This is a genomic window from Oceanicola sp. 22II-s10i (genome assembly GCF_002210105.1).
In the GTDB taxonomy this organism is placed as follows: Bacteria; Pseudomonadota; Alphaproteobacteria; order Rhodobacterales; family Rhodobacteraceae; genus Pseudooceanicola.
In genome coordinates, this window is the sequence record NZ_AQQU01000015.1 from 36890 (window position 1) to 62684 (window position 25795).

Consider the following 25795-nt stretch of genomic DNA (forward strand, 5'->3'; position numbering starts at 1 on the left):
GCAGAATCTGCACCCCCTTGCTCCTCCCTTTTCCCGGGGGTGCGGTAGGATCGGGCGGGCCATTCGGCCCGCCCGTCTTCGTTTCAGGACCGACAATGCCGCGCTGCACTGACCGGAATCCGAACTTCACGCTGACGTGACGCTTTCCTTTTAAGATTTCGTGCCCTACGCTTCGCTGCAGTGCTGCATGATCGGAGAACTGCCGTGGCCGATACCGAAAAGACGCTGCTCATCAAACGCTATGCCTCGCGCCGGCTCTACAATACGGAGACGTCCGATTACGTGACGCTCGAGGATATTGCGAGTTTCATTCGCGAAGGCCGCGATGTGCAGATTGTCGATCTGAAATCCGGCGACGACCTGACCCGGCAATACCTGCTGCAGATCATCGCCGAACACGAAGGGCGGGGCGAAAACGTCCTTCCGCTGGCGGTGCTCACCGATCTCGTGCGCAGCTACACCACCTCGGCCTCGACCGTGGTGCCGCAGTTCCTGCAGATGTCCTTCGACATGTTGCGCGACGGCCAGTCCAAGATGATGGAAAACATGACCACGATGAACCCGATGGCCAAGATGCCGGGGTTCGAGGCCATGCAGGCCCAGCAGGAGGCGTTCCTGAAGGCGATGACCGGCGGCTTCTCGGGCAACTGGCCGGGCGCTGGCGCTCGCGAGGAAAAAAAAAGCCCTGAAAAATCCGACAAGGGCGAAGACCTCGACGCGATAAAGAAGCAGCTGGCCGAACTGCAGAAGAAACTCTCCGATCTCGACGGCTGATCCGTCGTGGCGGAAGGCGCAGGACGGATCACCCTTTGGGGGATCGAGGTCTTCGTGGCCACCGCCGAGGAACGCTCGATCTCGGCCGCTGCGCGGCGTCTGGGGGCCAGCCCCTCGGCCGTGTCGCAGCAACTGACCAATCTGGAAACCGAACTGGGCGCGACCTTGCTGCTCCGCAATGCACGGCCCGTCGTGCTGACCGCGGCGGGCGAGGCGTTCCGGCGTCGTGCCGAAACGATCCTGAACGAGGCCGCGCAGGCCCGCGCCGAGGTGCGGGGCGAGGGCGGCGCGGGCCTGTCGCGGCTGCGGCTCGGAATGATCGACGATCTGGAGGCGGATATCACGCCCCGGCTTCTGACCCGACTGGCCGGACAGCAGCCGACCTGCCAGTTCCTGCTGGAAACCAACGCCAGCCACGTACTCTACGACCAGCTGGACGCGCAGGCGCTGGACCTTGTCGTCGCCGCCGAGATGGGACCGGCACCGGCCTGGGCCGAGGTGCATCCGCTGTGGTCCGAGAACTTCGTCATCGCGGTGCGCGAGGGTGATCTCGATCCTTCGGGTCCGGTGCTCGACCAGCTGCGCAACCGGCCGCTGGTGCATTACACCACGCGCCACCACATGGGGCGGCTGGTCGCGTCGCACCTGACCCGACTGGACCTGACGCTGGCGCACCGGTTCGAACTGGACAGCTATCACGCGCTGCTGGCGATGGTCGGGCAGGGCGAGGGCTGGACCATCCTGCCGCCGCTGGCCCTGATGCGGGCGCGGCGGCTGTTGCCGGGGCTGGCGATCCATCCGCTGCCGTTCGCGCCGCTGACCCGCCGCATCGTGCTGACCGCACGGGCCGGTATGCTGGGCGAGTTGCCGGAACGGGTGGCGGACGAGATACGCACCCTGCTGCAGGAGGTCGTGCTGGCCCCGGCGGAAGAGGCCTATCCCACGCTCAAGGGCACCGTGCGGGTGCTGTGACGCTCAGGTGCCGAAGCGCCGTTCCGCGCCCATGACGTCCTCCGCCGCGCCGGTGATGGCGGCGGCGATGATGTCCAGCTCGGGCTGTGTCAGGCGGGCGGGCAGGCGGGTGTCGCAGGCCTTCATCAGCATCGCACGGGTGCGGGGCAGGTCGGGTGTCTCGCCCAGGAACTGCCAGTTCCAGAAGGCCCGCGCATTGTCCGTTGACAGGCCGAAGACCTGCACCGACACGCCGCGCGCCTTGGCTGCATCCTGAAACGCCAGCGTCTGAGCCTCGGTCAGCCCGACGAGGTTGAACTGGAGCGAATCCGGCGCGCGTTGTTCGGGGCCCAGCTTCTCGGGCACGTCGATCCACGGCGACGCGGCGATCCGGGCCGCGACGTAGTCGTAATTGCGCCGCCCGTCACGCACCCGGCGCGGCACCTCGGCCAGCTGGGGCCGGACGATGGCGGCGGCGAGGTTCGACAGCCGGGTGTTGTAAAGCGGCAGCCGGTTCTGCCAGCGGGCGAAGGCCCGCGCCAGGTCGTCGGAGTTCTCGCCCGGCCGTGCCTTGTGCTTCTGCCAGTTGTGCTCATAGGCGCCCGACATGATGACCGCCCGCGCCATCACCTCCGGGTCGTCGGTGATCAGCACGCCGCCTTCGCCCGCGTTCAGCAGCTTGTAGCTCTGGAACGAAAAGCAGCCGATCCGGCCGATCGTCCCGATCTTGCGCCCGTGCCATGTCGTTCCCAGCGAATGCGCCGCGTCCTCGATCACCGGCACGCCCGCCGTGTCAGCCAGCGCCATGATCGCGTCCATGTCCGAGGTGTGTCCCCGCATGTGCGAGATCATGACCGCGTCAGCCCCCGGCAGCTTGGCCGCGAAATCGTCCATGTCGATGCGGTAGTTGTCGCCCACCTCGACCAGCACCGGCGTGCAGTCGGCATGGACGATGGACGAGGGCACGGCGGCAAAGGTGAAGGCCGGGATCAGGACCTTTGCCCCGCGCGGCAGGTCCAGCGCCTTGAGCGACAGGAACAGCGCGGCCGAGCACGAGGCGACGGCCAGCGCATACTTCGCCCCCATCATGTCCGCGAATTCCCGCTCCAGCAGCGCGACCGGGGCGTCCTGCGGGGCGGTATACCGAAACAGGTCGCCCGATTGCAGCAGCCGCGCAATCTCGGCCGCGGCGGCTTCGGGGATCGGTTCGGCATCGTAGACGTTGGGGGGCAAGGTCATATGTTCAAGAATCCCGAAAAACTGTTTCGGAATTTCTAAATCATCGGGGCCTCATAGCAAAATGAAAACTCCATGACATTGCAGGCCCGATCTGGCCCGGCGGAAAATTATTCCGCAACTTCAATGACCCTCTGCCATGTTTATGCAACCGGTATGCATCGTCCTTGACGTAAAGGGATTTCCGCTCGTAAATTTTACCTGTCGTTCGGTGAATTTCCCCGTGTGCCGCCTCAGGAGGAGGGGCCGGCATCACAATGAAGGGGAAGGCCGGGCCATGTGGCGACCGGATGAACCGGGCGCCCATCAGGGAGGAAAGCATGAAAAAGACGAATTGGCGCGGACTCGCGTCAGGCTTCGCTGTCGCCGCCGCACTGGTGGCGGGATCGGCATCCGCGCAGGACTACAAGTGGCCGCGGCTGCTGGTGATTGGCACACCATCCACATCGACCGGGTCGTTCGCCTCGACCAACGGCTGGGGCCCGGTGCTGCAGCAGGAAACCGGGATGACGGTGCGGATCGTGCCGACCGGGTCCGAGCCCGAGCGCTACAACCGCCTCGTCAACCGCGAGGACATCCAGATCTCGTCCGTCTCGGCCTCCGAGATGCGGTTCCAGATCGAGGGCATCCTGGCCTATGCGTCGGTCCCGGCGAAATCCATGCGGATGATCTGGCACCACAACGACACGCCGTGGGGCTTCGTAACCTCGGGCAAGGGCGACGTGCAGGCGCTCGAAGACCTCAAGAAGGGCGGGCTGCGGTTCGCGCAGGCCGCGTCGTCGCCCGCGATGACCGAAGCGGTCAAGGTCGGCATCCCGGCCTATCTCGGGATGACGCAGGAAGAGGTGGACAGCAAGATCACCTACATCCCGACCTCGTCCTACGGCGAGAACTGCAAGTCGGTGGTCGAGGGCAAGGCGGACATCGCCTATTGCTCGCCGATCTCGTCGGTCCTGTCGGAAATGGAGGCCGCGCCGGGCTCGATCCGCTGGCTGCCGATGCCCGCGGACAATCCGGGCTGGGACGCCTATCTCAACATCAACCCGATGCTCGTGCCGTCCGAGATGACCGTCGGCGTTTCGACCGCCAAGGGCGTGCCGGGGGCGACCTCGAACTTCGTCTACACGGTGCCGACCAGTGCCGATGCGGACTTCGTCTACCACATGGCCAAGTGGTTCGACACCAGCTTCGACAACTACGCCAAGACCCACATGCTGGCCGCACGGATGAGCCGTGACCTGTGGCGCGGCTACCTCGACCGGACCCCGATGCCGGTGCACGAGGGGACCGTGCGTTACCTGAAGGAAATCGGCATCTGGACGGATGCGGACGACGAATGGAACCAGGCTGCGGCCGAGAAGATGGACGCATGGATCGCGGCACGTGACGCGGCACTGAAGGAGGCGCGGGACAACGGGGTCGAAATCCAGTTCGAGAACCCGGACTACCTCGCCATCGTCGAGAAGCACACCAAGGATCTCGAAGGCTTCCGGTCGCGTCTCTGACGCGGCCCGCCATCGGAGAGCTTCAAGACCCCCGCCGCGCGCGCCATCCGGCCCGCGGCGGGGCGCTCCGCAACAAGGACGCGCGGTGTGACCGCGCCCAGCACCGGCTTCCGACATGACACAGAACCCAAACACTCCGGTCGACTCCGCCACGCCGGCGAATGTCGACGAGGATCAGATGCCGCAGGGTGAGATCACCCGGCTCGGCGCACTCTATTCATGGCAGAGCATTCTCTTCGTCGTGCTCTGCGTCATCGGCCTCGGCATAGGCATCTGCTTCATCTTCGGCGTGAAGATTGGCGGCAGGATCATGCTGGAGGCGCAGTATTACTGGATCTTCATCGGCCTGTTCGGCGCGGCGGCCTTTATCGCCCTGCCAGCGGTGAAGGGACAGAAGTCGGTGCCATGGTACGACATGGTGGCGGCGGTCGCGATCATGGGGATCAGCTTCTGGTTCTCGACCTACGCCTGGGACATGGTGCAGGCGGGCTGGGCGAACATCCCGGCCGGGATCATCATCTACCTTCTGATGCTGGAGATGGCGCGACGGGCCGGGGGCCTGCCGTTTCTGCTGGTGGTCATCATCCTCGGGCTCTACCCGCTGATCGCGGACCGGATGCCGGGCGTGATGATGGGCATTCCCTACAGCTTCGACCGGATGATCGAATACCACGTCTTCAACACCGAGGGCCTGATGGGGATCACGACCAAGGTCGTGGCGGAAATCATCCTCGGCTTCCTCGTCTTCGCGGGCATCCTGCTGGCGACCGGGGCGGGCGAGTTCTTCATCAACCTCGCGAACGCGGGCTTCGGCAAGTATCGCGGTGGCCCGGCGAAGGTGTCGATCGTGGCGTCGGGCTTCTTCGGCTCGCTGTCGGGCTCGATCTTCTCGAACATCGCGGGGACCGGGTCGATCACCATCCCGACGATGAAGAAGGTGGGCTATCCCGCGCATTACGCCGGCGCGATCGAGGCCTGTGCCTCCACGGGCGGCGTCGTGATGCCGCCGGTCATGGGGGCCATCGCCTTCGTCATGGCGATCACCATCGGTGTCGACTACGCGGTCGTCATGGTCGCGGCGATCCTGCCGTCCTTCCTCTACTACTTCGGTCTGATGTTGCAGGTCGACGCCTACGCGGCCAAGACCGGGATGAAGGGCCTGCCAGCGGATCAGCTGCCGAAAGGGCGTGACGTCATGAAGCGCGGCTGGCCCTACCTGCTGGTCCTGATCTTCCTGACCTGGGGCCTGCTCTACATGAGGTGGGAATACTACGCGCCGTGGTATGCCTGCGTGCTGATGATCGCGCTGTCGTTCCTGCGCAAGGACACGATGATGACGCCGAAGCGGCTGTTCGAGACGATCCGCTCCATCGGCGTCCTGATCGCGCAATCGGCGGCGATCATCCTGCCGATCGCCTTCGTGGTGTCCGGCCTGACGATCACCGGGGTGACCGGGGCGATGACGTCGAGCCTTGTCCAGATGGGCGGCGACAACGTCTACCTGATCATCGCGCTCGGGGTTCTGGCGTGCTTCGTCATGGGCATGGCGGGTCTGGCCATCGTGGCCTACATCTTCCTTGCCGTGACGCTGGCGCCCGCGATCATCGAGATCGGTGGATTGAACGAGGTGGCCGTCCACTTCTTCATCATCTACTACGCGATGCTCTCGGTCATCACGCCGCCCGTCGGGGCCGCCGCATTCCTCGCGGCGACCATCGCGGGGGCCAAGCCGATGCAGACCTCCTTCACGGCGATGCGGCTGGGGATCGTGATCTACTTCGTGCCGCTGTTCTTCCTGTTCGAACCCTCGCTGGTTCTGCAGGGCGACCTGACGCCGCTGATCTACGTCCTGCCCTCGGTCATCGTGGGGATCATCATCCTCGCGGGCGGGCTGGAAGGCTACCTGCTGGGGGTCGGCCGGGTCCGCAGCGTGCTGCGGGTGCCGCTGGCGATCTCGGGCTTCGCGTTCAGTTATCCGGGGCTCTACGGCACGATCGGGGGCGGCATCGCCTGCCTGATCTTCGTGGGGCTCGTGTGGATGGACAACAAGAAGGTCGCCGCGGGGGCAGCGCCAGCCGAGTAGAGCGGGGAGAGAGAATGTGAAAGGGCCCGCCAGGAGACCGGCGGGCCCTTTCGCTCTGAGTGCGAAGCCGCGTGTCGTCGGGCCGTGGTGCGGCGATCCGACCTCTGAACGGCGGCGCTTTATGGTGGCCAGGTCAGCCCGCCATTCGAGCGTAACGCCAGCGGTGACCAGATCGCCGTGCCGGGGGGCGGCCCGGCGATACGCGGCGGCCTTCGGCCTTGAGTCCGCGTCTGGCGCTCAGCTCATACCGCCTGCGCGCTCTGGCTTAGACCGCGTGCCTCCACCAACAGCAGCGGCAGCACGCCCGCCGCCTGCACCAACACGAAGGCGGTGCCCCAACCATTCCCCGCCAGCCCGGCCAGAGCGACCAGCACGCTCGCCACGACCCAGCCGACGTTGCCCGCGACGACCAGCACCAGCAGCCCCCGCGCCAGCGGCCGTCGCCACGCCGTCAGCGCCATGAGCAAAGCCGCCGCAACAAGGATCACCGCGCCCCACGTGACCAGCCACCCCGGCAGCCCGAGACCCGTGGTCAGCCAGCCCCGCGCCAGCACGCAGAAGACCGCGAACACCGCGCAGATCCCGGCATCCAGCCAGAGCACTCCGCGCAGCCGCGCCTCACTCCCCGCCGCGCTCATGCCGCGATCCCCGAGGGCACGAGGTCGAAGAACCCCGTCACCGCCACGATCCGTCCGTCGCGCAGGGTGGCGAAGTCGGTGCCCCGCACCACCGGCGCATCCCCCGGCGCGGCCATCGACCAGCTGAAGCGGACCATCTCGCCGAAGCCGTCCGGCTGCCCCGCCACGGCGAACTCCATGCCCGGATAGGCGTCACGGACCGCCGCGATCATCGCGCCGATGCCTGCGTGCCCCTCCGTCCGGGTCATCGGGTCGGCAAAAGTCGCGTCTTCGGACCAGAGCGCGGCGATCTTCGCGGCCCGCGCATCGTCGTCGGCGGTGTTCCAGACCTCGATATAGGCCTGCGCCACGTGTTTCGGATCGGTCATCTCATTCCCTCCTGTGCGTTCGGAATGGACAAAGACTGACCGCGCCCCGCGCTGAAACCGATGGTGTCCGGGGTCATAACCGCACCGCCCGTCGCACGCCCTATTACCTCGGACGTCATTGATCGGCCCCGCGCCTCGGGTATCTTCCGCCCCATGACACAGCACGCCCCCATCGGTGCCCTGATCCGCGGCTGGCGGCAGAGCCGCCACCTCAGCCAGCTCGCGCTTTCCGCCGAGGCCGAGGTCTCGCAGAAGCACCTCAGCCATATCGAGAGCGGCCGCGCCGCGCCCTCGCGGGACATGGTGCTGCGGCTGGCCGAACACCTCGAGGTGCCGCTGAGGGACCGCAACGCGCTGCTGGTCTCGGCAGGATTCGCGCCGGTCTACCGCGACCGCCCCCTCGACGCGCCGGACATGGCGGTGGCGCTGGCGGCGGTGAAGACGGTGATCGACGCGCATGCGCCGTTCCCGGCGCTGGCCTTCGACCGAACGTGGACGATGGTCATGGCCAACGACGCCGTGCCGATCCTGCTCGATGGCGTCGATCCCGCGCTGCTGGAGCCGCCGGTGAACGTCGTCCGGCTGGCGCTGCACCCCAAGGGGCTGGCTGCCCGGCTGGTGAACCTCGGCGAGGTCCGCGCGCATCTGCTGGAGCGCCTGAAACGCCAATGGCGCCAGACCCGCGACCCGGCGATCCGCGCGCTGATCGACGAGGCGGCGGGCTATCCCCTGGGCGATCCCGGTCATGCCACGCCCGGCGCAATCGCGCTGCCGTTCCGGCTGCGGACGGGGCAGGGGGAGCTGTCGTTCATCACCACCACCACCGTCTTCGGCACCGCGACCGAGGTCAGCCTGTCCGAACTGGCGGTCGAGGCGTTCCTGCCCGCCGATCCCGCCACCGCCGCCGCGCTCAGGGCCTGATCCCTGCCGCACACCGCCTGTGCGGGGCAGGGGGCTGGTGTTCGCTGTCCGGATGACTACCTCTGTGCCACCAGTTCAGGAGGCATCATGGAAGTCGGGCTCTACACTTTCGGCGACATCGGCAAGGATCCCGTCAGCGGCAAGACGGTCGACGCGCGCACGCGGCTCGACAACCTGATGGAAGAGATCGCGCTGGCGGACGAAGTCGGGCTCGACCTGTTCGGCCTCGGCGAACACCACCGGCCGAACTACGCCATTTCCTCGCCCGCCACGGTTCTGGCCGGGGCCGCGACGATCACCAAGAATATCCGCCTGTCCTCCGCCGTCTCGGTGCTCAGCTCCGACGACCCGATCCGCGTGTTCCAGCAGTTCACCACCGTCGACGCGCTGAGCGGCGGGCGGGCCGAGCTGATGGTCGGGCGCGGCAGCTTCATCGAGAGCTTTCCGCTCTTCGGTTACGACCTGCGCGACTACGACACGCTGTTCGAGGAAAAGCTGGCGATGCTGCTGGCCGTGAACGCTGAGGAAAAGCTGGTCTGGGAAGGCGGCAAGCACACCGCCCCGGTCGAGGGGCTGGGCGTCTATCCCCGCCCGGTGAACGACCACCTGCCGATCTGGATCGCCGCGGGCGGCACGCCGCAGAGCATGGTCCGCGCGGGCGCGCTCGGCCTGCCGCTGGCGCTGGCGATCATCGGGGGCGAGCCCCGGCGGTTCGCGCCGCTGGCCGATCTCTACCGCCGCGCGGCCGAGAAATACGGGAACACCGACAAGGCGCGCGTGTCGCTGAACGTCCACGGTTTCGTGGGCGAGGACGGCAAGGCGGCAGCGGAGGTGTTCTATCCGGCCCAGAAGGCTGTGATGGACCAGATCGGGCGCGAGCGGGGCTGGGGTCCGCAGAGCCGGGCGCAATTCGACGCCTCGATGGGGCCGGACGGAGCGATGTTCGTGGGCGAGCCTGCAAAGGTCGTGGACAAGATCCTCGGGCTCAAGGAGGACCTGGGGTTTGACCGGGTCTGCATCCAGATGGCGATCGGCGTCATCGACCACGCCGAGATGCTGAAGGCGATCGAGGTGCTGGGCACCAAGGTCGCGCCGGAGCTGCGCAAGGCGGGCTGAGCGACGCGTTCAGCCCTGCAGCCGCGCGAGGCAATCGCGCACGTCCGACACCGAGAATGGCTTGACCAGCAGCCGGATCCCGGCGGCGTCGAGATCCGCGCCGGTGCGGTCGGGGTCGCCGGTCGCCAGCACACAGCGGCCTGCCAGCGCAGGCCGTGCGGTTATGGCCCGCCGCAGCAGTGTCAGTCCGTCCAGTTCGGGCATCCTGTAGTCCGCCATCACCACGTCGAACGCCTGCGCCTCGAACCGGGCAATCCCTTCGCGAGCGCCGATGGCGAGCAGCGGTGAATGACCGAGGGCGGTGAGGATGTCGGCAAGGCTCGCACCCACGTCCGGTTCGTCATCCACCACCAGCACCCGGAGCCCCGCCGCCGGTGCGGCGAGCGCTTCGGCCTCCGTCGCCAGTGGCAGGAACATGCGGAACGTGACTCCGCCGGAGCCGTCGCAGATCAGCCGCCCGCCATGCGCCTCGGCGGTCTCGCGCGCGATGTGCAGCCCGATGCCGGTCCCGGCCCCGGCGGGATCGACCGGGGCGAATGCCTCGAACAGCCGGGACAGCAGGTCGGGCGACAGGGCGGGGCCGGTGTCGGCCAGTTCGATCATCGCGAAGCCGTCGCGCAGATGCGTTTCGGCCCGGATCTGCCGCAGCCCCTGGCCGGCGCCGATCCGGGCCTGCAGGAAGACCAGCACATGCGCCAGGGATTGCGCGACCAGGTCGTGATCGACATCCACGGGCAGCGGACCCACGGGGGCGGGTGCCAGCGTCTCGATCCCGACGCTGCGCCGTCCGTAGGCCGTCAGGTCCAGCGCGTCGCGCAGGATCTCGGCGGCATCGGTGCGCGCCCGCTGGGTCGGACGCTGGCGGGCCATCGCCATGAAGCTCTTGAGGATGCGCGCGCAGCGTTCCGAGGCATTGTGGATGCGCTCGGCCCGGCGGGCGGTCTCGGGGTCGCGGGCCTTTTCCGCCAGCAGCGTCGACTGGGCGAGGATCACGGCCAGCGGGTTGTTCAACTCATGCGCCACCCCGCCGAGCAGCGTCCCCAGGGCCGACAGCTTCTCCAGACCCTCGAGCCGGCGCCGCTGTTCCTCGGCCGCCGCCGCGGCCGCGCGCCGTTCGGTCAGGTCGCGCAGGTGCGCGGCGAACAGGCGGCGGTTCGGCAGACGCGCCTCGGTGATCGTCATCTCGACCGGCAGCACGGTGCCGTCCCGCCTGATCGCCTCGATCTCGATCCGCTTGCCGATGATCCGGCTCTCCCCGGTCTCGACATAGCGCCGGTAGCCCGCCGCATGGCGATCCCGCATGGCGGGCGGGACGACGAGATCGGACAGCGGGCGTTCCAGCGCTTCGGACCGGTCGTAGCCGAAGAGCTTCTCGGCCATTGGATTCCATTCCACGACGCGGCCGTTCTCGTCCATGACGATCACAGCGTCTAGCGCGGAGGCCAGCAGGGCCTCGGCCAGCAGGCCGCTGGACCGGGCTTCGGCGATCTGTTTCATTCCTGTCCCTCCGGCATGAAGCGGTAGCCTTCGCCCCGCACAGTCTGCACCACGCCTGCGACGCCGTTGTCGGCCAGCTTCTTGCGGATGCGGGTGACGCGGATGTCGATCCCGCGCCCGTCTGCGCCGCTGCCGAGGAGCCCGGCCAACTGGTCGCGGGAAAGAACCCGGCGCGGACGCTGGGCCAGCGCCAGCAGCAGGTCGAATTCGCCCGCCGTCAGGTCCACGACCCCGCCATCGGTGCGCCTGAGCCGTCTTGCCGCCACATCAATGGACAGCCCCCCGACCGCGATGTCCGCAGCCGCAGCCGCGGCATTTGCCTGTGCCACCGGCGCGGCCACGGGCATGTCGCCGATGCGGCGCAGGACCGAACGCACCCGCGCCAGCATCTCGCGCAGCTCGTAGGGCTTGGTGACATAGTCGTCGGCGCCCAGTTCCAGACCAATGATCCGGTCGACGGGCTGGTCGGCGGCGGTGGCAAAGATGATCCCGGCGCGGGACTGCGACCTGATCCAGCGGGCCAGCGACAGGCCGTCCTCGCCCGGCATCTGGATGTCGAGCACGGCGAGGTCGACGGTCCGGGCCGCGAACAGCGCCCGGCATTCCGCCGCGTCGCCGGCCTCCAGCACTTCGTAGCCCTTGTCGCTCAGGTATTCCGCCAGCGCGGCGCGCAGGTCGGGTTCGTCTTCGGCTATGGCTATGGTCGTCATGGCGTAATCCGCTGACTTGACGGGTTTCCTACCCGTTGCAATAACGATTCGATCATCATCTGTGGCAAGACCCCATGTCGCGTGGCGCGCTGATCTACTTGATCGAGGATGAAGCGGGGCTCGCCGAGGCCTGCGCGGAATACCTTGCCGACCGCGGCTTCGACGTGCGGGTTGGTCACAGCGGCGAAGATCTCGACCACCTGATGGCCCGCGCCGGTCCGCCCGATCTCCTGATCCTCGACTACGGCCTGCCCGGCGAGCACGGCAGCCAGATCCTGGGCAGGCTGGCCACCGGCAAGACCTTTCCGATCCTCGTCGCCTCGGGTGAGGGCGACGCGATGGAGCGGGTGATCTCGCTGGAGCTCGGGGCGGACGATTTCCTCGTGAAACCCTACGAACTGCGCGAACTGGCCGCGCGGGCGGCGGGGCTGCTGGCGCGTTATGGTCACGCGGAGCGGCGGCTGGTCCGGTTCGAGACCGTGACGGTGGACCTGACCGCGCAGCAGATCGTCCTGAACGACCGGGCCGAGGCGCTCGGCCCCGGAGAGGTCGCGCTGATCCGGGCCTTTGCGGACCGGCCCGGCCAGTTGCTGAGCCGGCAGGACATCATCGAGCTTGCCCCCGCGGACGACAGCGAGGTCTACGACCGCGCCATCGACACCCGCGTGTCGCGCCTGCGCCGCAAGCTGGCGACGGGGGCGATCCGCACCGTGCGCGGGCACGGCTATGTCTATGAACCCGTGACCGGGGCGCTGACGGCGCCGGACATCGGGCGGGAAGAGTAGGCTGCGGGTCATGGTCAGGGTTCCGGTCGTCATGAGTGTCTTTGTCGCGCGCGGATGTTTCTGCTTTTCGTCGCGCCCACGCCGGGGCCGGTCGGCATGAACGCGACACAGGCTGTGATCGACCGCCCCAAGGGCGCGGAATGGCGTTGGACGCCGCAGGACGATGCGCTGCTGCTGGGGCCGGATGCGGCGTTCCTGTGCGCGCTGCCGGAACAGACGACGGGTCGGGCGATGGTCAGCCGGCTGCATCCCGACGATCAGGCCCGGCATGGGGGCCTGATCCGCGAAAGCCTGCGGACCGGCGCGGATTTCGCCTGCGCCTCGCGCGTGATGTCGCCCGGCGGCGGCTGGCATTGGGTCAACATGACCGGGCGGACCACGCGGCAGGGCAGCCGCGTGACGGGCATCGCGGGAACGGCTCAGGCGCTCGACCAGTATGCCCGTCCGGAACCGGGGCTGGCCCGCATTTTCGCCGATATCTGGGGGGCGGGTGTCGCCGCCATGGAGGAACGCGAGCTTGAACTGACCCGCCGCCTCGCCGCCGAAAGCGCCAATTACACGCAGCGGGAGTTTCTGGCGACGGTCAGCCACGAGATACGCAACCCGCTGAGCGTGATCTTTGCCAATATCGGCCTCCTGCGCGCCCATGCGGAACGGGCAGGGGACCTGCCCGCGCTCGACAGGCTGTCGACGCTGGAATCGGCGGGGCGGCACCTGCGCGATCTCGTGACGGACATCCTCGATCTGGCCAAGGCCGAGGCCGGGCATATGGAGCCGGACCTCGCCGCGTTCGACCTCGACCAGCTGCTGGAAGAGATCGAGGACATGGCGATCACGCTGACCCGCGACACGGGGCTTATGTTCCTGCTCGACAGTCCGGGCGATCTGGGGGCCATCACCTCGGACCGGGTGAAGCTCAAGCAGATCCTGCTGAACCTGATCGGCAACGCCATCAAATTCACCGAGCGCGGCCGTGTCACGCTGGAGGTCACGTCAGAGGCCGGGCAGATCGTCTTCGAGGTTCACGACACCGGCCCAGGCATTCCCGAGGACCGGCTGGAACTGCTGTTCAAGGCCTTCAGCCGCGTCGGCGGGTCCAAGTCCCCGCGCGCGGGGGGCACGGGGCTGGGGCTCTATATCTCGGAACGGATCGCGCGGCAGCTCGGCGGGCGGCTGTCGGTGTCGAGCCGGGTCGGCGAGGGCAGCACCTTCGACCTGACCCTGCCGCGGGTGATGTCGCTGTCGCCGGTGCATATTCCGCAGCTGCGGGAGGAGGACCGGCTGGTCATCGGCCATACCGAGGATCTCGGTTCGCTCGACCCGCATCACCAGTCGCGCAACACCAACGAGATGATCGCGCGGCACAGCTACGATGCGCTCGTGGGGCTTGCGGGGGACGGGAGCCTCGTGCCGGGGCTTGCCGCGTCATGGCGCCCGCTGGCCGAAGGACACGGCTGGGAGTTCGACCTGCGGCGGGACGTGACGTTTCACGACGGAAGCCCGTTCGACGGCGCGGACGTTCTGGCCAGCTTCGCCCGTGTGCGGCGCAGCGGCAGTCCCTTTGCCGCCGTCCTCGTACCCGTGGTGGCCGAGGAGCTGCCGGATCCCTACCGGCTGATCCTGCGCACCGAGGCGCCGATGCCGCTGCTGCCGGCCAACCTCGCCCGGCTGTTCATCCTGAACCGCGCGCAGGCCGAAACACCGACTTCGGCCTTTGACCGGCTGGAGGTGATGAACGGGACGGGCCCCTACCGGCTGACCGCACGCCCCTCGGACCGCGTCCTGCGGTTTGCCCGCAACGACACATTCCGGGAAGGGCCGCAGCCCTGGCAGGAGGTGGAGTTCCGCCTGATCGACGAAAGCGGGTCGGCCAGCATCGCCGCGCTGCTGGCGGGCGAGGTCGACCTGATCGACAACGTGACGCCGGAACAGCTGGTCGAACTGCAGTCGCGCACGGACGTGGCGCTCTACGGGTGTCCGACGAACCGGGTCTGGTATCTCTATTTCGATCAGGTGTCCCAGACATCGCCCTGGCTGACAGACAGCCGGGGGCAACTGCTCGACACCAATCCGCTGCGTGACGTGCGGGTGCGGCGGGCCATATCGCATGCCATCGACCGCGCGTTCATCTGTTCCAAGATCATGGCCGGGCAGGCGCATCCGGTGGGTGACATCGCAGGGCCCGGCGTATTCGGCACCGATCCGGCGCTCGGGCCGCCGCCCTACGATCCCGCCGGTGCGCGCGCGTTGCTGGCCGAGGCCGGCTGGCCGGACGGTTTCGGCATCACGCTGCACGGGTCGCGCGACCGCAGCTTCAATGGCGCGACCGCGCTGCGTGCCATCGCGCTGATGCTGAACGCCATCGGCATACGCGCACGGCCCGAAGCCATGGGCGCGCGGGACTTCTATGCCCGCGCCGCGCGGCGCGAATTCTGCATGGGCCTGTCCGGCTGGGGCTCGGTTACGGGCGAGACGTCGTATACCCTGCACAACCTTCTGACGACCCGCGATCCCGCGCGCGGAATGGGGGCGGTCAACCGGGGCGGCTGGTCCGATCCCGAGTTCGACGCACTTGTCCGCTCCGCCCAGATCGAAATGGACGCGACCCGGCGGCTCGGTCTGCTGCGCGCCGCCTCGGCCCGTGCCATGGCGGATGTCGCCGTCGCCCCGATCTGTTTCCGCTCCACCACATGGGCCACCAAACGCGGCATCGTCTACGAACCGCAGACGGACGGCAGCACCCTCGCGATGGCCACGATCCGGACCTGAACGGTTCGGATTGTTTCGGCGGAAACGCGGCGGCCCTTCCGGCCGCAGGCATGTTTCTGTCCGGAAACATAACCCCGTATCCACGAAACCGGCCGCTTCACAGCGCGGCAGATTGGCGAAACGCCACAGCATCAGAAACGGGTCATCGAAACACCCCGCCAGAGTGCGGGTCCAATCACAGGATGACCAAAATGCCTATTGAAACCAAATTCCTCCGCTTTCTGGACGGCACTGTCTGGAACTTTCTCGGAACCGAAAACTCCGATGCGATCGTAGAGAATGGCGAGAATGCGCTCTTCCTGGCCGGCGACAACGTCATCGACGGCTACGGTGGCAACGACTGGCTCGAAGGCGGCGCCGGCAAGGACACGATCCGCGGCGGCTCCGGCTCGGACACGATCTTCGGCGGCACGCATGACGACAAGCTGTTCGGCGGCTCTGACAATGACCTGATGTATGGCGGCAGCGGCAATGACTACCTCGATGGCGGCACCGGGTCCGACAGCCTGTACGGCGGGCTCGGAAACGACACGCTCGATGGCGGTGCGGGTGATGCGGCCAGCCACTACGACAGGCTCGAAGGCGGCGACGGCCATGACGTCTACCGCATCCGCGATGCACGGGACGTGATCTATGGCGAACAGTCCTACGCGACCTCGACCAGCCACGACATGATCCAGCTCTACATGAACTTCTTCAACATGGCCGACGCCCGCGGCGCCAAGGCGGTCGAAGACATCAACGTCATGGGCAACGTCCTGAACGGTGCGTCCGTGAACGGCAACGCCCTCGACAACGAGATGCGCGGCAACGTGGGCAACGACACGCTGTCCGGCGGGTCGGGCAACGACGAGATCTTCGGCAAGGGCGGCAACGACAAGCTGAGTGGCGGGATCGGCAACGATTTCCTGAGCGGTGACGCCGGCAACGACTTCATCGACGGCGGCAACGACCAGGACACGATCTACGGCGGCTCGGGCAACGACAGCCTGTGGGGCGCTTCGGGCAACGATGTGATCTACGGCGGCTCCGAGGACGACGTCCTGAAGGGCGAGGACGGCAACGATTATCTCGATGGCGGTTCCGGCTTTGACAGGATGGATGGCGGCGCGGGCAACGACACGCTGAAAGGCGGCGAGGACATGGCCGGCGGCGAGGGCAACGACACCTTCTATGTCGTCGATGACGCGCAGATCGTGACCGAGGCGCTCAACGAGGGGCAGGACGTCGTCCGCACCACGCTGACGGAATACACCCTGGGCGCCAACCTCGAAGAACTGGTCTACGAAGGCGACGTCTCGGCGACGGTGTCCTTCGAGGGCAATGCGTCCGACAACTACATCAGCGCGCGGAACTCGGCCCATGCGATCCTGTGGGGTGGCGACGGCTGGGACGACCTGCACGGGTCCAACACCGGGTATGACCAGCTCTACGGCGGCTCCGGCGACGACGTGATCTACGGCTACGGCGGCGACGATTTCATCAACGGCGGTACCGGGCACGACTACATGCGCGGCGGCACCGGCAACGACACCTACGTCGTCGACAGTAACCTCGACCGGATCATCGAATACGCGAACGAGGGCTACGACATCGCGCGGATCACGAACCAGTACTTCAAGCTGCTGGACACCTCGATGGTCGAGGAACTTCAGGCCACGACCAACAACGGGCACATGATCGCGGGCAACATGTACGCCAACACGATCCGCGGCCTGAACGGCGAGGACGTGCTGCAGGGTTTCGACGGGAACGACTACCTTGTCGGGAACGGCGGCAACGACAGCCTCGACGGCGGGTCCGGCAATGACACGATGCTGGGCGGCTATGGCAACGACACCTACTGGATCGACAGCCAGTACGACAAGATCGTCGAGTATTCGTCGGGCGGGTTCGACACGGCCTACATCAAGAACAGCTACTACTCGTTCATCGGCAGCGAAAACGTCGAACGCATGATCGCGTCGAGCAACTGGAACACGACGATCCATGGCACCAACGGCCACAACCGGATCCTGGGCGGCGCCAAGAACGACCTTCTCAGCGGTCGCGGCGGCAACGACAACATCCACGGCGGCGGCGGTGCGGACAGGGTCTATGGCGGCACCGGCAACGACCAGTTCATCTTCCAGAACAACCGGTCGAACACCGGGTCCAAGGTGATGGACTTCGTGCACGGCGAGGACAAGATCGTTCTGGACAGCGACGGCCAGTGGGGCTGGGCGGCCATGGGCAACGGCACCGTGGTGATCCAGTCGGGCAATGGCGGCGGTTCGATCACCGTCTATGCCGACAACCTCTACTACGGGTCGGACATCCAGCTGATGAGCGACTCGACCATCGCCAACCTGATCTGAGCGGAGAGCGGCCGGCGTCCCCATTCCCCGGCCGAACCTCCCGCCAGCGCGCCCTCCCGGAAACGGGGGGGCGCAGTGCGTTTCGGGCGGGCGCGGTGTGGCGGAAACATTGGAAACACTCGGCCCACCCGGACAACATCGCGACGAAACGCTGACGGGCGACACCGGGGCATCGGCAAGAGGAGAACGCCATGCCCCGCACCACCCGAACCCGTCCCGGCCTGTCCGCCCTGCGCCCGGCGCTCGTCGCCGTCGCGCTGCTGTCGGTGGCCCTGAACCTGCTCGCGCTCGCGGGCGCGTTCTACTCGATCCAGGTCTTCGACCGCGTCTTCACCAGCCGCAGCGAAGAGACGCTGCTGATGATCTCGCTGCTGTTCGGCGGAATCCTCGTGGTGCAGGCGATGTTCGACCGGATGCGCGGCGGCATCGTCGCGGCGCTCGCCGGCTGGCTGGACGCGGCCATCGGGCCGGAACTGGTCCGCAGCGGGCTGAAGGACAATGCCGCCGACGGCGCCACCGGGCTGCGCGACCTAGCCGCGCTGCGCAACGGCCTGTCCGGACCCGCCTTCCTCGCGCTGGCCGATCTGCCCTGGGCGCTTGGCTTCGGCCTGCTGCTGGCGTTGCTCCATCCCTGGCTGGGGCTGCTGGCGCTCGGCACCGGGGCGATCCTGCTGGGCCTCACCGTCGGGTTCGACCTGTGGAGCCGTCCCCACAACCGCCGCATCGCGGCAGAGCAGGGGGCGGCGGCGGAGTATGTCGCGGCCGCCGGGCGCGCCGCGACGGCGGTCGAGGCCATGGGCCTGTCTGACCGCATCGCCATGCTCTGGTCCGATCGCAATGCCCCGAGCCAGGATCTGGCCAACCGTCTCGTCCGCCGTGCGGCGACCGTCCAGGCGCTGGTCCGGATGACCCGGCTGGCGGCGCAGATGGCGGGCACCGGCCTTGCCGGGCTGCTGGTTCTGGAGGGACGCCTGTCGATGGGCGTGGTCGTCGCCGTCACGATCCTGCTGGCCCGCGCGCTGGCGCCGATCGAACAGATCGCCGGCGGCTGGCGGTCGCTGGCCGAAATGCGCGCGGCCCGGACCCGGATCGCCGACCGCATCGCCACCCTCGCGACCGAGGCCGCGCCGATGGAACTTCCCGCGCTGGAAGGCCGGATCCATGCCGAAGGCGTCTCCTTCGCCGTGCCGGGCCTGCGCATGCCGATCCTGCAGGACCTGTCGTTCGACCTTCACCCCGGCGAGATCCTCGGCGTGATCGGGCCGTCGGGCAGCGGGAAATCCACCCTGTCGCGGCTGATCCTCGGCCTCGACACCCCGAACGCGGGCCGCATGACGCTGGACGGGCAGGACGCCGTTCAGTTCGACCGGACCCGGCGCGGCGACGAGATCGGCTATCTGCCGCAGGACGTGCAGCTGCTGCCCGGAACCGTGGCCGAGAACATCGGACGCCTGTCCGCCAGCGCCGACCAGATCGTCGCCGCCGCCCGCCTCGTCGGGGTGCACGAGATGATCCTCGCCCTGCCGAACGGCTACGACACCATGCTGGCCGAAGGCGGGCGTCCGCTCTCGGGCGGGCAGCGGCAGCGGATCGCGCTGGCGCGGGCCGTCTGCGGAATGCCGCGCCTCGTCGTGCTGGACGAACCGGACTCGGGCCTCGACCCGCAGGGCGAAGCGGAGCTGGTGCGCACCCTGCAGGCCCTGCGCGCGGCCGGTTCCACCGTCATCCTCATCGGCCACCGCATGGCCGCCTTCCGCGCCACGGACCGGCTGATGGTCCTCGACGCCGGTCGCATCGACCTGATCGGTCCGCGCGCCGAGGTGATGCAGGCCATGCAGACCCGCGTTGCCGCGCAGCGCCCCGCCGCGCCGGACCAGACCATCACGGCCCAGGCCGTCTGACCCCCAACACGCCAACAAGGAGATCCCGAAATGACCACGCTGACCTACACCCACGCCCGCCGCGACCGTCCTGTTCCGACGCTCCGCCCGCGTATCCGCAGCCACCTGATCGGGGCTGGCCTGCTGACCCTGATCGCCTTCGGCGGCTTCGGAAGCTGGGCCGTGACCGCCCCGATCGCCAGCACCGTGATCGCCCCCGGCAGCCTGACCGTCGCGACCGAGCGGCTGGACCTGGCCCATCGCGAAGGCGGCCTGATCGCCGAGGTCTTCGTGCGAGAGGGACAGACGGTCCGGCAGGGCGACCTGCTGATCCGCCTCGACGATGTCGACAGCCGCGCCGCACTTGGCGAATGGCAGGACCGCCGCCGCATGGCCCTCGCGCAGCGCGCCCGGCTGGTGGCCGAGCGGGACGGGCTGATCGCGATGCCCGAGGTGCCGGAACTGGCGGGCGATGCCGAGGCCGCCGATGTGCTGATGTCCGAGGCGCGGCTCTTTTCCGAACGGCGCGAGGCGTTTCTGGCGGAAATGGCGCTGATCGAGGCCGAACGGGCCGAGGCGCAGGCCCGCGCCGCGCAGGCCGCCGCACGCTCCGACAGCCTGCGCGAGCAGCTTGCGCTGATGGAAAGCGATCTGGAGGCGACGCGGACGCTCATCGAAAAAGGTCTCGCCACACGCTCGCGGCTGACCCAGCTTCAGCGCGGCGTGGCGGATGCCAGCGGCATGATCGCCGTCCTCGCCGCCGAGGCGCAGGCCGCGTCCAAGGCGATCGAGGCCATCGCCCTGCGTCGGGCCAAGCTGCAGCAGGCGCGTGTCAGCGAGGCCGCGGCGCGGCTGACCGAGGTCGAGGCGACGCTGCTGCAGGCCAACCGGCGGCTGGCGCCGGGCGAGGACCGGCAGGCCCGCCGCGACCTGCGCGCGCCGGTCGACGGGGTGGTCCACGCGGTTGCCTTCCCGGCCGCCGGATCGGTCGCGGGGGCAGGGGCGCGCCTTCTGACGCTGATCCCGTTGGACAGCCGGATGGAGGTGGAGGCGCGGGTCAGCCCGACCGACATCGACCGTCTGTCCGAAGGGCAGGCGGCGCGGCTGCGGCTGACCGGTCTGCCGGCCCGCACCACGCCCGAGATCGCGGGCCGCATCGTCGCCATCGCGCCGGATGTCACGACCGACCCGCGCAGCGGCCAGGCGTGGTATGCCGCCCGCCTCGCCATCGAGGATCCGGAATTCGACCGCCTGCAGGGCGAGGCGCGGCTGGCTGCCGGCATGCCGGTCGAGGTCTTCGTGGCGCAGGGGACGCGTACGCTGTTCGACTACGTCAGCCAGCCCGTGACCGACGCCATCGCCCGCTCGTTCCGCGAGTGAGGCTAGATCCCCAGCCGGTCGCGCAGGGCGAACCAGCTCATCGCGAGGACGAGGAGCGGGGAACGGAACGCCGGACCACCGGGAAAGGCCGGGGTCGGCAGGCGGGACATGATGTCGAAACCGGCCGTCTCGCCCTCGATGGCCTTCGCCATCAGCATCCCCGCATGGGTCGCCGTTCCCACGCCATGCCCCGAGTAACCCGAGGCCGACAGGATGTTCGGCGCAACGCGGGCGAACTGGGGCAGGCGCTTCATGGTGATCGCCAAGGTCCCGCCCCATGCGTAGTCGATCTTCACGTCCTTCAGATGCGGGAACACCTCGGTCATCGGCTTGCGCACCTTGGCCGCGATATCCGCGGGGAAGCGGTAGGAATAGCTCTCGCCACCACCGAACAGCAGCCGGTTGTCATGGCTCAGGCGGAAGTAGTTCACCACGAATTTGTCGTCCGCCACCGCCACGTCGCGGGTCAGCACCCGCGCGGCCTCGGTCCCGAGCGGCTCGGTCGCGGCGACGAAGTTGTTGATCGGCATGACCCGTGCCGCGACCTTGCCGTTCAGCCGTCCGAGATAGCCGTTGCAGGCGAGGATCACGTGCCGCGCCTTCACCCGACCCGCGTCGGTGGAGACGGTGACCTCCGCCCCCTCGTCGATCCGTTCGACCCGCGCGCCTTCGTGGAACGTCACGCCTGCGTTCCGTGCCGCGCGGGCCAGACCGATGGCGAACGCCAGCGGGTGCAGGTGCCCCGCGCCCATGTCCAGCATCCCGCCCTTGTAGAGCGGCGAGGGGCAGAGCGCCTGACAGGCGGCCTCGTCCAGCAGTTCCACATGGGGGTAATCGTAGCGCTCGCGCAGATGCGCGGCGTAGTCGTGCAGGTGATGCACCTCGGAGGTGCTGGAGGCGGTCCACGCCACACCCGGCTTCAGCTGGCACTCGATCCCGTGTTTCGCGACCAGATCGCGGACCAGCGCTTTGGCCTCCTCGCCGAGCCGCCACAGGTGGCGCGCGTCGTCGCGGCCGACCATCTTCTCCAGCGTCATCTGGTCCTGCCGCTGGCCGGACCCGAGCTGCCCGCCGTTCCGCCCCGAGGCCCCGAACCCGACCCGCTGCGCCTCTAGCAGCACGACGCGCCGCCCGGCCTCGGCCAGATGCAGCGCCGCCGACAGGCCGGTGTAGCCGCCGCCGATCACGCAGACGTCCGCCGTCGCCTCGCCCGTCAGGGGCGGGAAGGGCGGCAGTTGTTCGACCGTCGCCGCATACCACGAGTCCGGATAGGCGCCGGGGCGGTCGTTGGCGTCGAGCAGGTTCATACGTTCAGCAGCAGGTGCTCACGCTCCCACGGGCTGATGACGCCGAGGAATTCCTCGTATTCCGTACGCTTCACGATGGAATAGACGCGGCAGAACTCCGGCCCGAGGATTTCCGTCAGCGCGCCCGCCTCGTCAAAGACGTCCAGCGCCTCGCCCAGCGTCCGGGGGAAGTCGCCTTCGCCCTCGTAGGCATCGCCGCGGAACTGCTTCTCCGCCCGTTCCTCGCGCATCAGGCCCAGGTAACCCGCGGCCAGCGAAGCCGCGATCCCGAGGTAGGGGTTGCAGTCCATCCCCGCCACCCGGTTCTCGATCCGGCGGCTTTCCGGCGACGAGATCGGCACCCGGATCCCCGTCGTGCGGTTGTCGCGCCCCCATTCGAGGTTGATCGGCGCGGCATGGTCCTTCACGTAGCGGCGGTAGCTGTTCACATACGGCGCCAGCAGCGGGATCACCTCGGGCAGGTGATGCTGCAGCCCGCCGATGAAGTTGTAGAACGCATCCGTCTCGCCGCCCTGCGGTCCGGTGAAGATGTTCTTGCCGCTCTCGATATCCAGCACCGAATGGTGGATGTGCATTGCGCTGCCCGGTGCGTCGCCGATCGGCTTGGCCATGAAGGTCGCGAAGCAGTCGTGCCGCAGCGCCGCCTCGCGGATCAGCCGTTTGAAGTAGAACACCTCGTCCGCCAGCTTCACCGGGCTGCCATGCCGCAGGTTGATCTCCAGCTGCCCGGCGCCGCCCTCCTGCGTGATGCCGTCGATCTCGAAGCCCTGCGCTTCGGCAAAGTCGTAGATATCGTCGATCACCGGGCCGAATTCGTCCACGGCGGTCATCGAATAGGCCTGCCGTGCGGCGGCGGGGCGGCCCGAGCGGCCCATCATCGGCTCGATCGGCTTGGCCGGGTCGATGTTGCGCGCGACGAGGTAGAATTCCATCTCGGGCGCGACGACCGGTTTCCACCCCTGCGCCTCGTAAAGCGCGACGATCCGTTTCAGCACGTTGCGCGGCGCGAAGGGGATCGGGTTGCCCTTGCGGTCATAGGCGTCGTGGATCACCTGCAGCGTCCAGTCCCCGGTCCATGGCGCGGCGGTCGCCGTGCTCATGTCGGGGCGCAGGATCATGTCGGGCTCGATGAAGCCCTCGTCGCCCGCGGCCTCGCCCCAGTCGCCGGTGATGGTCTGGAAGAAGATCGAGTTCGGCAGGTGGAAATACTGCTGCCGCGCGAATTTCGACGCGGGCACGGCCTTGCCGCGGGCGATGCCGGGCAGGTCGGCCACCACGCATTCCACCTCGTCCAGCCGGCGGCCTTCCAGATAGTTGCGCGCCGCCTCGGGCAGGCTGTCGGTCCAGTCGCTCATGCCGGTTCTCCTTTCAGGACCGCGGCAAAGCGGTCGGCCAGCGCCTTCTGCGCGACGGGTTCGTTCAGGTGGGTGCGGGCCTCGTCCATGAGCGGCTGCGGGACCACGCCCTTGCCGCGCTCCTCCATCAGGCGTCCGATGAAGGTGCCGTCGTATTCGGGGTGCGGCTGCACGGTGTAGATCGTGCCGCCATAGCTCAGCGCGGCATAGCGGCAGAAGTCGGAGGATCCGACCACCTCGGCCCCCTCGGGCAGTTCGACCACCTGGTCCTGGTGCCATGCATTCAGCGGATAGTCGTGGCCCTCGATGTGGTAGGTCTTGCGCCCCACGGACCAGCCGCCCGCGAATTTCTCGACCTTGCCGCCGAGCGCCTGCGCGATGATCTGGTGGCCGAAGCACACGCCGATCAGCGGCACGCCCGCGGCATGGATCGCCCGGATCAGCGCCTCGAGCGGGGCGATCCACGGGTGATCCTCGTAGGCGCCGTGTTTGGAGCCGGTGATCAGCCAGCCGTCGCAGGCGTGCGGGTCGGAGGGGACGTCGCCCGCCTCGACGTCATAGGTGACGAAGTCGAATCCGTATCCGCCGAGCAGGCGGCGGAAGAATGCGTCGTAATCGCCCATGTCCTCCATCTGCGGAGGAATATGGCCGGGCTGCAGTATGCCGATTTTCATGAAACACCGGTTGGTTGATGCCGCGAAGGTAGAGGAGCCCTCGGGCACGGACAAGGGGGGCGGGCTGCCCTAGCGGTCATATCTGGGCAGACGCTCACCCGGCAGCAGGTCATAGGGCGATTTCCAGCCGGGCAGGGCGGCGATGCGCCCCAGCCAGGCCTGCACCGCGGGGTGGCTGTCGGCCAGCCGGTAGCCGGTCTCGTCCTCGGGGAAGGACAGGTAGGCGCACATCGAGATGTCGGCGATGGTCGGTTCGTCCCCCATGACGAACGCCCGGTCCGCCAGCCGCGCCTCGGCGATGCGCAGGCAGTCGTCCACCCGCCAGCGCAGGAACGTCAGCACCGCCGGGTCCGCGTCCTTCGTGTAGGTCCGCAGGAACCGGTAGGTCGCCATCTGGCCGGAAAGCTTCTGGTTGTCCCAGATCAGCCAGCGCAGCACCTCTTCCGGATCCGACCCGCCGTATTGCCCGTAGCGCGCGGCAAGGCGGCGCAGGATCAGCGCGGTCTGGGTGGTCTTGACGCCATCCTCCTCCAGCACCGGGATCTCGCCCATCTCGTTGACCGCGCGCCGCCACTCCGGGGTGCGCGTGACGCCCCCGCCGAAATCCGTCCAGATGCCCTCGAACGGCTGCCCGCAGAGCCTCAGCATCAGCGCCAGCTTGTAACTGTTGCCGCTCTCGGGAAAGTAATGAAGCCGGTAGGCGATCATGATGGCCCCCTCAGCGGGCGTGCGCCGCAACCAGCGCGGGGAGGTCGGCGAAGTCGTCGAAGGCCGCGTCATGCGGGATGGCCTCGACCGGCGACTTCCGGTAGCCGCCGGTGAACAGCAGGAAGGCCACGCCCGCCGCCTGCGCCGTCTCCGCATCGACCTCGCTGTCGCCGACATAAACCGACGGCCCCTCCGCCATCGCCCCCAGCACCGCCCGCAGCGGCCCCGGATCCGGCTTGCGCACGGCCAGGCTGTCGCCGCCCACCACCACGCCGAAATCGCCGGTCACGCCCAGATACTCCAGCTCCAGCCGCGCCGGCGCCTCGGGCTTGTTGGTGCAGAGCGCCAGCACATGCCCGCCCGCGACCAGCGCAGCCAGCGCCTCCGGCACACCCGGATAGGGCTGGCTCAGCCCGACGGCCCCTTCATAACGCCCCAGCAGCGTGCCAAGCAGCCGCTCCTGCTCGCTGTCCGCAATCCCCCGCGCCGCCCGCATCTGCGCCACGAAAGCCCCGGCGCCATGGCCGATGAAGCTGTGCGCCTCGGCCAGCGAGATCTCCGGCAGCCCCTCTTCCCGCAGGATCCCGTTCGCGATCCCGCGAATGCCCGGAGCGCTGTCGATCAGCGTCCCGTCCAGATCGAACACCACACGTGCCATAGAATTCCTCTCCTGCCGCCTGAACCGCTTGCCCCGCCGCACGGCGTCTCGCGCAGGTTCCCCTGCTTCTTCTGGTCAAAAATACTTTCGGGGGGTCCGGGGGGCAGACAGCCCCCCGGCGGG

General features: G+C 68.1%; 21 protein-coding genes. 11 read left to right on the plus strand and 10 right to left on the minus strand.

Annotated elements, in window-relative coordinates:
- The first annotated feature begins 204 nt into the window (after nt 1-204).
- Together phaR and ATO6_RS22350 are read left to right on the plus strand one after the other, a co-directional pair.
- The gene (gene phaR, locus ATO6_RS22345) at nt 205-774 is read left to right on the plus strand and encodes a polyhydroxyalkanoate synthesis repressor PhaR (protein ID WP_088626240.1); all 570 of its coding nucleotides are present in this window, start codon (nt 205-207) and stop codon (nt 772-774) included.
- 6 nt (nt 775-780) lie between these two features.
- Entirely contained in the window at nt 781-1746 is a 966-nt protein-coding gene (locus tag ATO6_RS22350; protein WP_088626241.1) for a LysR family transcriptional regulator, read from the plus strand.
- A 3-nt stretch (nt 1747-1749) separates the two neighbouring features.
- Here the strand turns inward: ATO6_RS22350 and ATO6_RS22355 are convergent, their stop codons facing one another.
- The gene (locus ATO6_RS22355) at nt 1750-2964 is read right to left on the minus strand and encodes a DegT/DnrJ/EryC1/StrS aminotransferase family protein (protein ID WP_088626242.1); all 1215 of its coding nucleotides are present in this window, start codon (nt 2962-2964) and stop codon (nt 1750-1752) included.
- Between the two features lie 317 nt (nt 2965-3281).
- Between ATO6_RS22355 and ATO6_RS22360 the strand changes: the two genes are divergently transcribed.
- Together ATO6_RS22360 and ATO6_RS22365 are read left to right on the plus strand one after the other, a co-directional pair.
- Nucleotides 3282-4466 (plus strand): TAXI family TRAP transporter solute-binding subunit, encoded by a 1185-nt coding sequence (locus tag ATO6_RS22360; protein ID WP_088626260.1) that lies wholly within the window; start codon nt 3282-3284, stop codon nt 4464-4466.
- 115 nt (nt 4467-4581) lie between these two features.
- Nucleotides 4582-6549, plus strand: a complete 1968-nt coding sequence (locus ATO6_RS22365) for a TRAP transporter fused permease subunit (RefSeq protein ID WP_254919246.1) — start codon at nt 4582-4584, stop codon at nt 6547-6549.
- Nucleotides 6550-6791: 242 nt separating this feature from the next.
- On the opposite strand, the gene ATO6_RS22370 is transcribed toward ATO6_RS22365, so the two are convergent.
- Nucleotides 6792-7187: a hypothetical protein gene (locus tag ATO6_RS22370; RefSeq protein WP_088626243.1), complete on the minus strand. Its 396-nt coding sequence runs from the start codon at nt 7185-7187 to the stop codon at nt 6792-6794.
- Nucleotides 7184-7555 (minus strand): nuclear transport factor 2 family protein, encoded by a 372-nt coding sequence (locus ATO6_RS22375; protein ID WP_088626244.1) that lies wholly within the window; start codon nt 7553-7555, stop codon nt 7184-7186. Before ATO6_RS22375 ends, ATO6_RS22370 begins: the two co-directional genes overlap by 4 nt.
- 153 nt (nt 7556-7708) lie before the next feature.
- On the opposite strand from ATO6_RS22375, the gene ATO6_RS22380 reads away from it, so the two are divergent.
- Nucleotides 7709-8476 (plus strand): helix-turn-helix domain-containing protein, encoded by a 768-nt coding sequence (locus ATO6_RS22380; RefSeq protein WP_088626245.1) that lies wholly within the window; start codon nt 7709-7711, stop codon nt 8474-8476.
- A gap of 87 nt (nt 8477-8563) precedes the next feature.
- The gene (locus ATO6_RS22385; RefSeq protein WP_088626246.1) at nt 8564-9592 is read left to right on the plus strand and encodes an Atu2307/SP_0267 family LLM class monooxygenase; all 1029 of its coding nucleotides are present in this window, start codon (nt 8564-8566) and stop codon (nt 9590-9592) included.
- A 9-nt stretch (nt 9593-9601) separates the two neighbouring features.
- On the opposite strand, the gene ATO6_RS22390 is transcribed toward ATO6_RS22385, so the two are convergent.
- Complete coding sequence (locus ATO6_RS22390; protein WP_088626247.1) at nt 9602-11089, minus strand: PAS domain S-box protein; 1488 nt, start codon at nt 11087-11089, stop codon at nt 9602-9604.
- The gene (locus ATO6_RS22395) at nt 11086-11799 is read right to left on the minus strand and encodes a response regulator transcription factor (RefSeq protein ID WP_088626248.1); all 714 of its coding nucleotides are present in this window, start codon (nt 11797-11799) and stop codon (nt 11086-11088) included. The genes ATO6_RS22390 and ATO6_RS22395 overlap by 4 nt, the downstream gene beginning before the upstream one ends.
- 74 nt (nt 11800-11873) lie before the next feature.
- On the opposite strand from ATO6_RS22395, the gene ATO6_RS22400 reads away from it, so the two are divergent.
- The 5 genes from ATO6_RS22400 to ATO6_RS22420 all read left to right on the plus strand — a co-directional run bounded on the left by ATO6_RS22400 (nt 11874) and on the right by ATO6_RS22420 (nt 20970).
- Nucleotides 11874-12584: a response regulator transcription factor gene (locus ATO6_RS22400; protein WP_217899050.1), complete on the plus strand. Its 711-nt coding sequence runs from the start codon at nt 11874-11876 to the stop codon at nt 12582-12584.
- Between the two features lie 54 nt (nt 12585-12638).
- Nucleotides 12639-15353, plus strand: coding sequence for an ABC transporter substrate-binding protein (locus tag ATO6_RS22405; RefSeq protein ID WP_088626249.1), 2715 nt, complete (start codon nt 12639-12641; stop codon nt 15351-15353).
- Nucleotides 15354-15544: 191 nt separating this feature from the next.
- Nucleotides 15545-17710, plus strand: a complete 2166-nt coding sequence (locus ATO6_RS22410; RefSeq protein ID WP_176441065.1) for a calcium-binding protein — start codon at nt 15545-15547, stop codon at nt 17708-17710.
- 191 nt (nt 17711-17901) lie between these two features.
- On the plus strand, nt 17902-19611 hold the full coding sequence (locus ATO6_RS22415) for a type I secretion system permease/ATPase (RefSeq protein ID WP_088626251.1): 1710 nt from the start codon (nt 17902-17904) through the stop codon (nt 19609-19611).
- A gap of 30 nt (nt 19612-19641) precedes the next feature.
- Nucleotides 19642-20970, plus strand: a complete 1329-nt coding sequence (locus ATO6_RS22420) for an HlyD family type I secretion periplasmic adaptor subunit (protein WP_088626252.1) — start codon at nt 19642-19644, stop codon at nt 20968-20970.
- Between the two features lie 2 nt (nt 20971-20972).
- Here the strand turns inward: ATO6_RS22420 and ATO6_RS22425 are convergent, their stop codons facing one another.
- From ATO6_RS22425 to gph, 5 genes are all read right to left on the minus strand, one after another.
- Nucleotides 20973-22277: an FAD-binding oxidoreductase gene (locus ATO6_RS22425; RefSeq protein ID WP_088626253.1), complete on the minus strand. Its 1305-nt coding sequence runs from the start codon at nt 22275-22277 to the stop codon at nt 20973-20975.
- Nucleotides 22274-23632 (minus strand): glutamine synthetase family protein, encoded by a 1359-nt coding sequence (locus ATO6_RS22430; RefSeq protein WP_088626254.1) that lies wholly within the window; start codon nt 23630-23632, stop codon nt 22274-22276. The genes ATO6_RS22425 and ATO6_RS22430 overlap by 4 nt, the downstream gene beginning before the upstream one ends.
- Nucleotides 23629-24306, minus strand: coding sequence for a type 1 glutamine amidotransferase (locus ATO6_RS22435; protein ID WP_088626255.1), 678 nt, complete (start codon nt 24304-24306; stop codon nt 23629-23631). Before ATO6_RS22435 ends, ATO6_RS22430 begins: the two co-directional genes overlap by 4 nt.
- Before the next feature lie 69 nt (nt 24307-24375).
- The gene (locus tag ATO6_RS22440; protein ID WP_088626256.1) at nt 24376-25014 is read right to left on the minus strand and encodes a glutathione S-transferase family protein; all 639 of its coding nucleotides are present in this window, start codon (nt 25012-25014) and stop codon (nt 24376-24378) included.
- Between the two features lie 10 nt (nt 25015-25024).
- Nucleotides 25025-25672 carry a phosphoglycolate phosphatase gene (gene gph / locus ATO6_RS22445; protein WP_088626257.1) on the minus strand — a complete coding sequence of 216 codons (648 nt, stop codon included), beginning with the start codon at nt 25670-25672 and terminating at the stop codon, nt 25025-25027.
- Nucleotides 25673-25795: the final 123 nt, after the last annotated feature.

What these genes read in the sequence shown, in the direction of transcription:
- ATO6_RS22375 (WP_088626244.1), bottom strand. Translation starts at nt 7,555, where the DNA reads ATGACCGATCCGAAACACGTGGCGCAGGCCTATATCGAGGTCTGGAAC.
- ATO6_RS22370 (WP_088626243.1), bottom strand. Translation starts at nt 7,187, where the DNA reads ATGAGCGCGGCGGGGAGTGAGGCGCGGCTGCGCGGAGTGCTCTGGCTG.
- ATO6_RS22385 (WP_088626246.1), top strand. Translation starts at nt 8,564, where the DNA reads ATGGAAGTCGGGCTCTACACTTTCGGCGACATCGGCAAGGATCCCGTC.
- ATO6_RS22390 (WP_088626247.1), bottom strand. Translation starts at nt 11,089, where the DNA reads ATGAAACAGATCGCCGAAGCCCGGTCCAGCGGCCTGCTGGCCGAGGCC.
- ATO6_RS22430 (WP_088626254.1), bottom strand. Translation starts at nt 23,632, where the DNA reads ATGAGCGACTGGACCGACAGCCTGCCCGAGGCGGCGCGCAACTATCTG.
- ATO6_RS22420 (WP_088626252.1), top strand. Translation starts at nt 19,642, where the DNA reads ATGACCACGCTGACCTACACCCACGCCCGCCGCGACCGTCCTGTTCCG.
- ATO6_RS22400 (WP_217899050.1), top strand. Translation starts at nt 11,874, where the DNA reads ATGTCGCGTGGCGCGCTGATCTACTTGATCGAGGATGAAGCGGGGCTC.
- ATO6_RS22360 (WP_088626260.1), top strand. Translation starts at nt 3,282, where the DNA reads ATGAAAAAGACGAATTGGCGCGGACTCGCGTCAGGCTTCGCTGTCGCC.
- ATO6_RS22405 (WP_088626249.1), top strand. Translation starts at nt 12,639, where the DNA reads ATGTTTCTGCTTTTCGTCGCGCCCACGCCGGGGCCGGTCGGCATGAAC.
- gph (WP_088626257.1), bottom strand. Translation starts at nt 25,672, where the DNA reads ATGGCACGTGTGGTGTTCGATCTGGACGGGACGCTGATCGACAGCGCT.
- ATO6_RS22425 (WP_088626253.1), bottom strand. Translation starts at nt 22,277, where the DNA reads ATGAACCTGCTCGACGCCAACGACCGCCCCGGCGCCTATCCGGACTCG.
- ATO6_RS22380 (WP_088626245.1), top strand. Translation starts at nt 7,709, where the DNA reads ATGACACAGCACGCCCCCATCGGTGCCCTGATCCGCGGCTGGCGGCAG.
- ATO6_RS22415 (WP_088626251.1), top strand. Translation starts at nt 17,902, where the DNA reads ATGCCCCGCACCACCCGAACCCGTCCCGGCCTGTCCGCCCTGCGCCCG.
- ATO6_RS22395 (WP_088626248.1), bottom strand. Translation starts at nt 11,799, where the DNA reads ATGACGACCATAGCCATAGCCGAAGACGAACCCGACCTGCGCGCCGCG.
- ATO6_RS22440 (WP_088626256.1), bottom strand. Translation starts at nt 25,014, where the DNA reads ATGATCGCCTACCGGCTTCATTACTTTCCCGAGAGCGGCAACAGTTAC.
- ATO6_RS22365 (WP_254919246.1), top strand. Translation starts at nt 4,582, where the DNA reads ATGACACAGAACCCAAACACTCCGGTCGACTCCGCCACGCCGGCGAAT.
- ATO6_RS22355 (WP_088626242.1), bottom strand. Translation starts at nt 2,964, where the DNA reads ATGACCTTGCCCCCCAACGTCTACGATGCCGAACCGATCCCCGAAGCC.
- ATO6_RS22435 (WP_088626255.1), bottom strand. Translation starts at nt 24,306, where the DNA reads ATGAAAATCGGCATACTGCAGCCCGGCCATATTCCTCCGCAGATGGAG.
- ATO6_RS22410 (WP_176441065.1), top strand. Translation starts at nt 15,545, where the DNA reads ATGCCTATTGAAACCAAATTCCTCCGCTTTCTGGACGGCACTGTCTGG.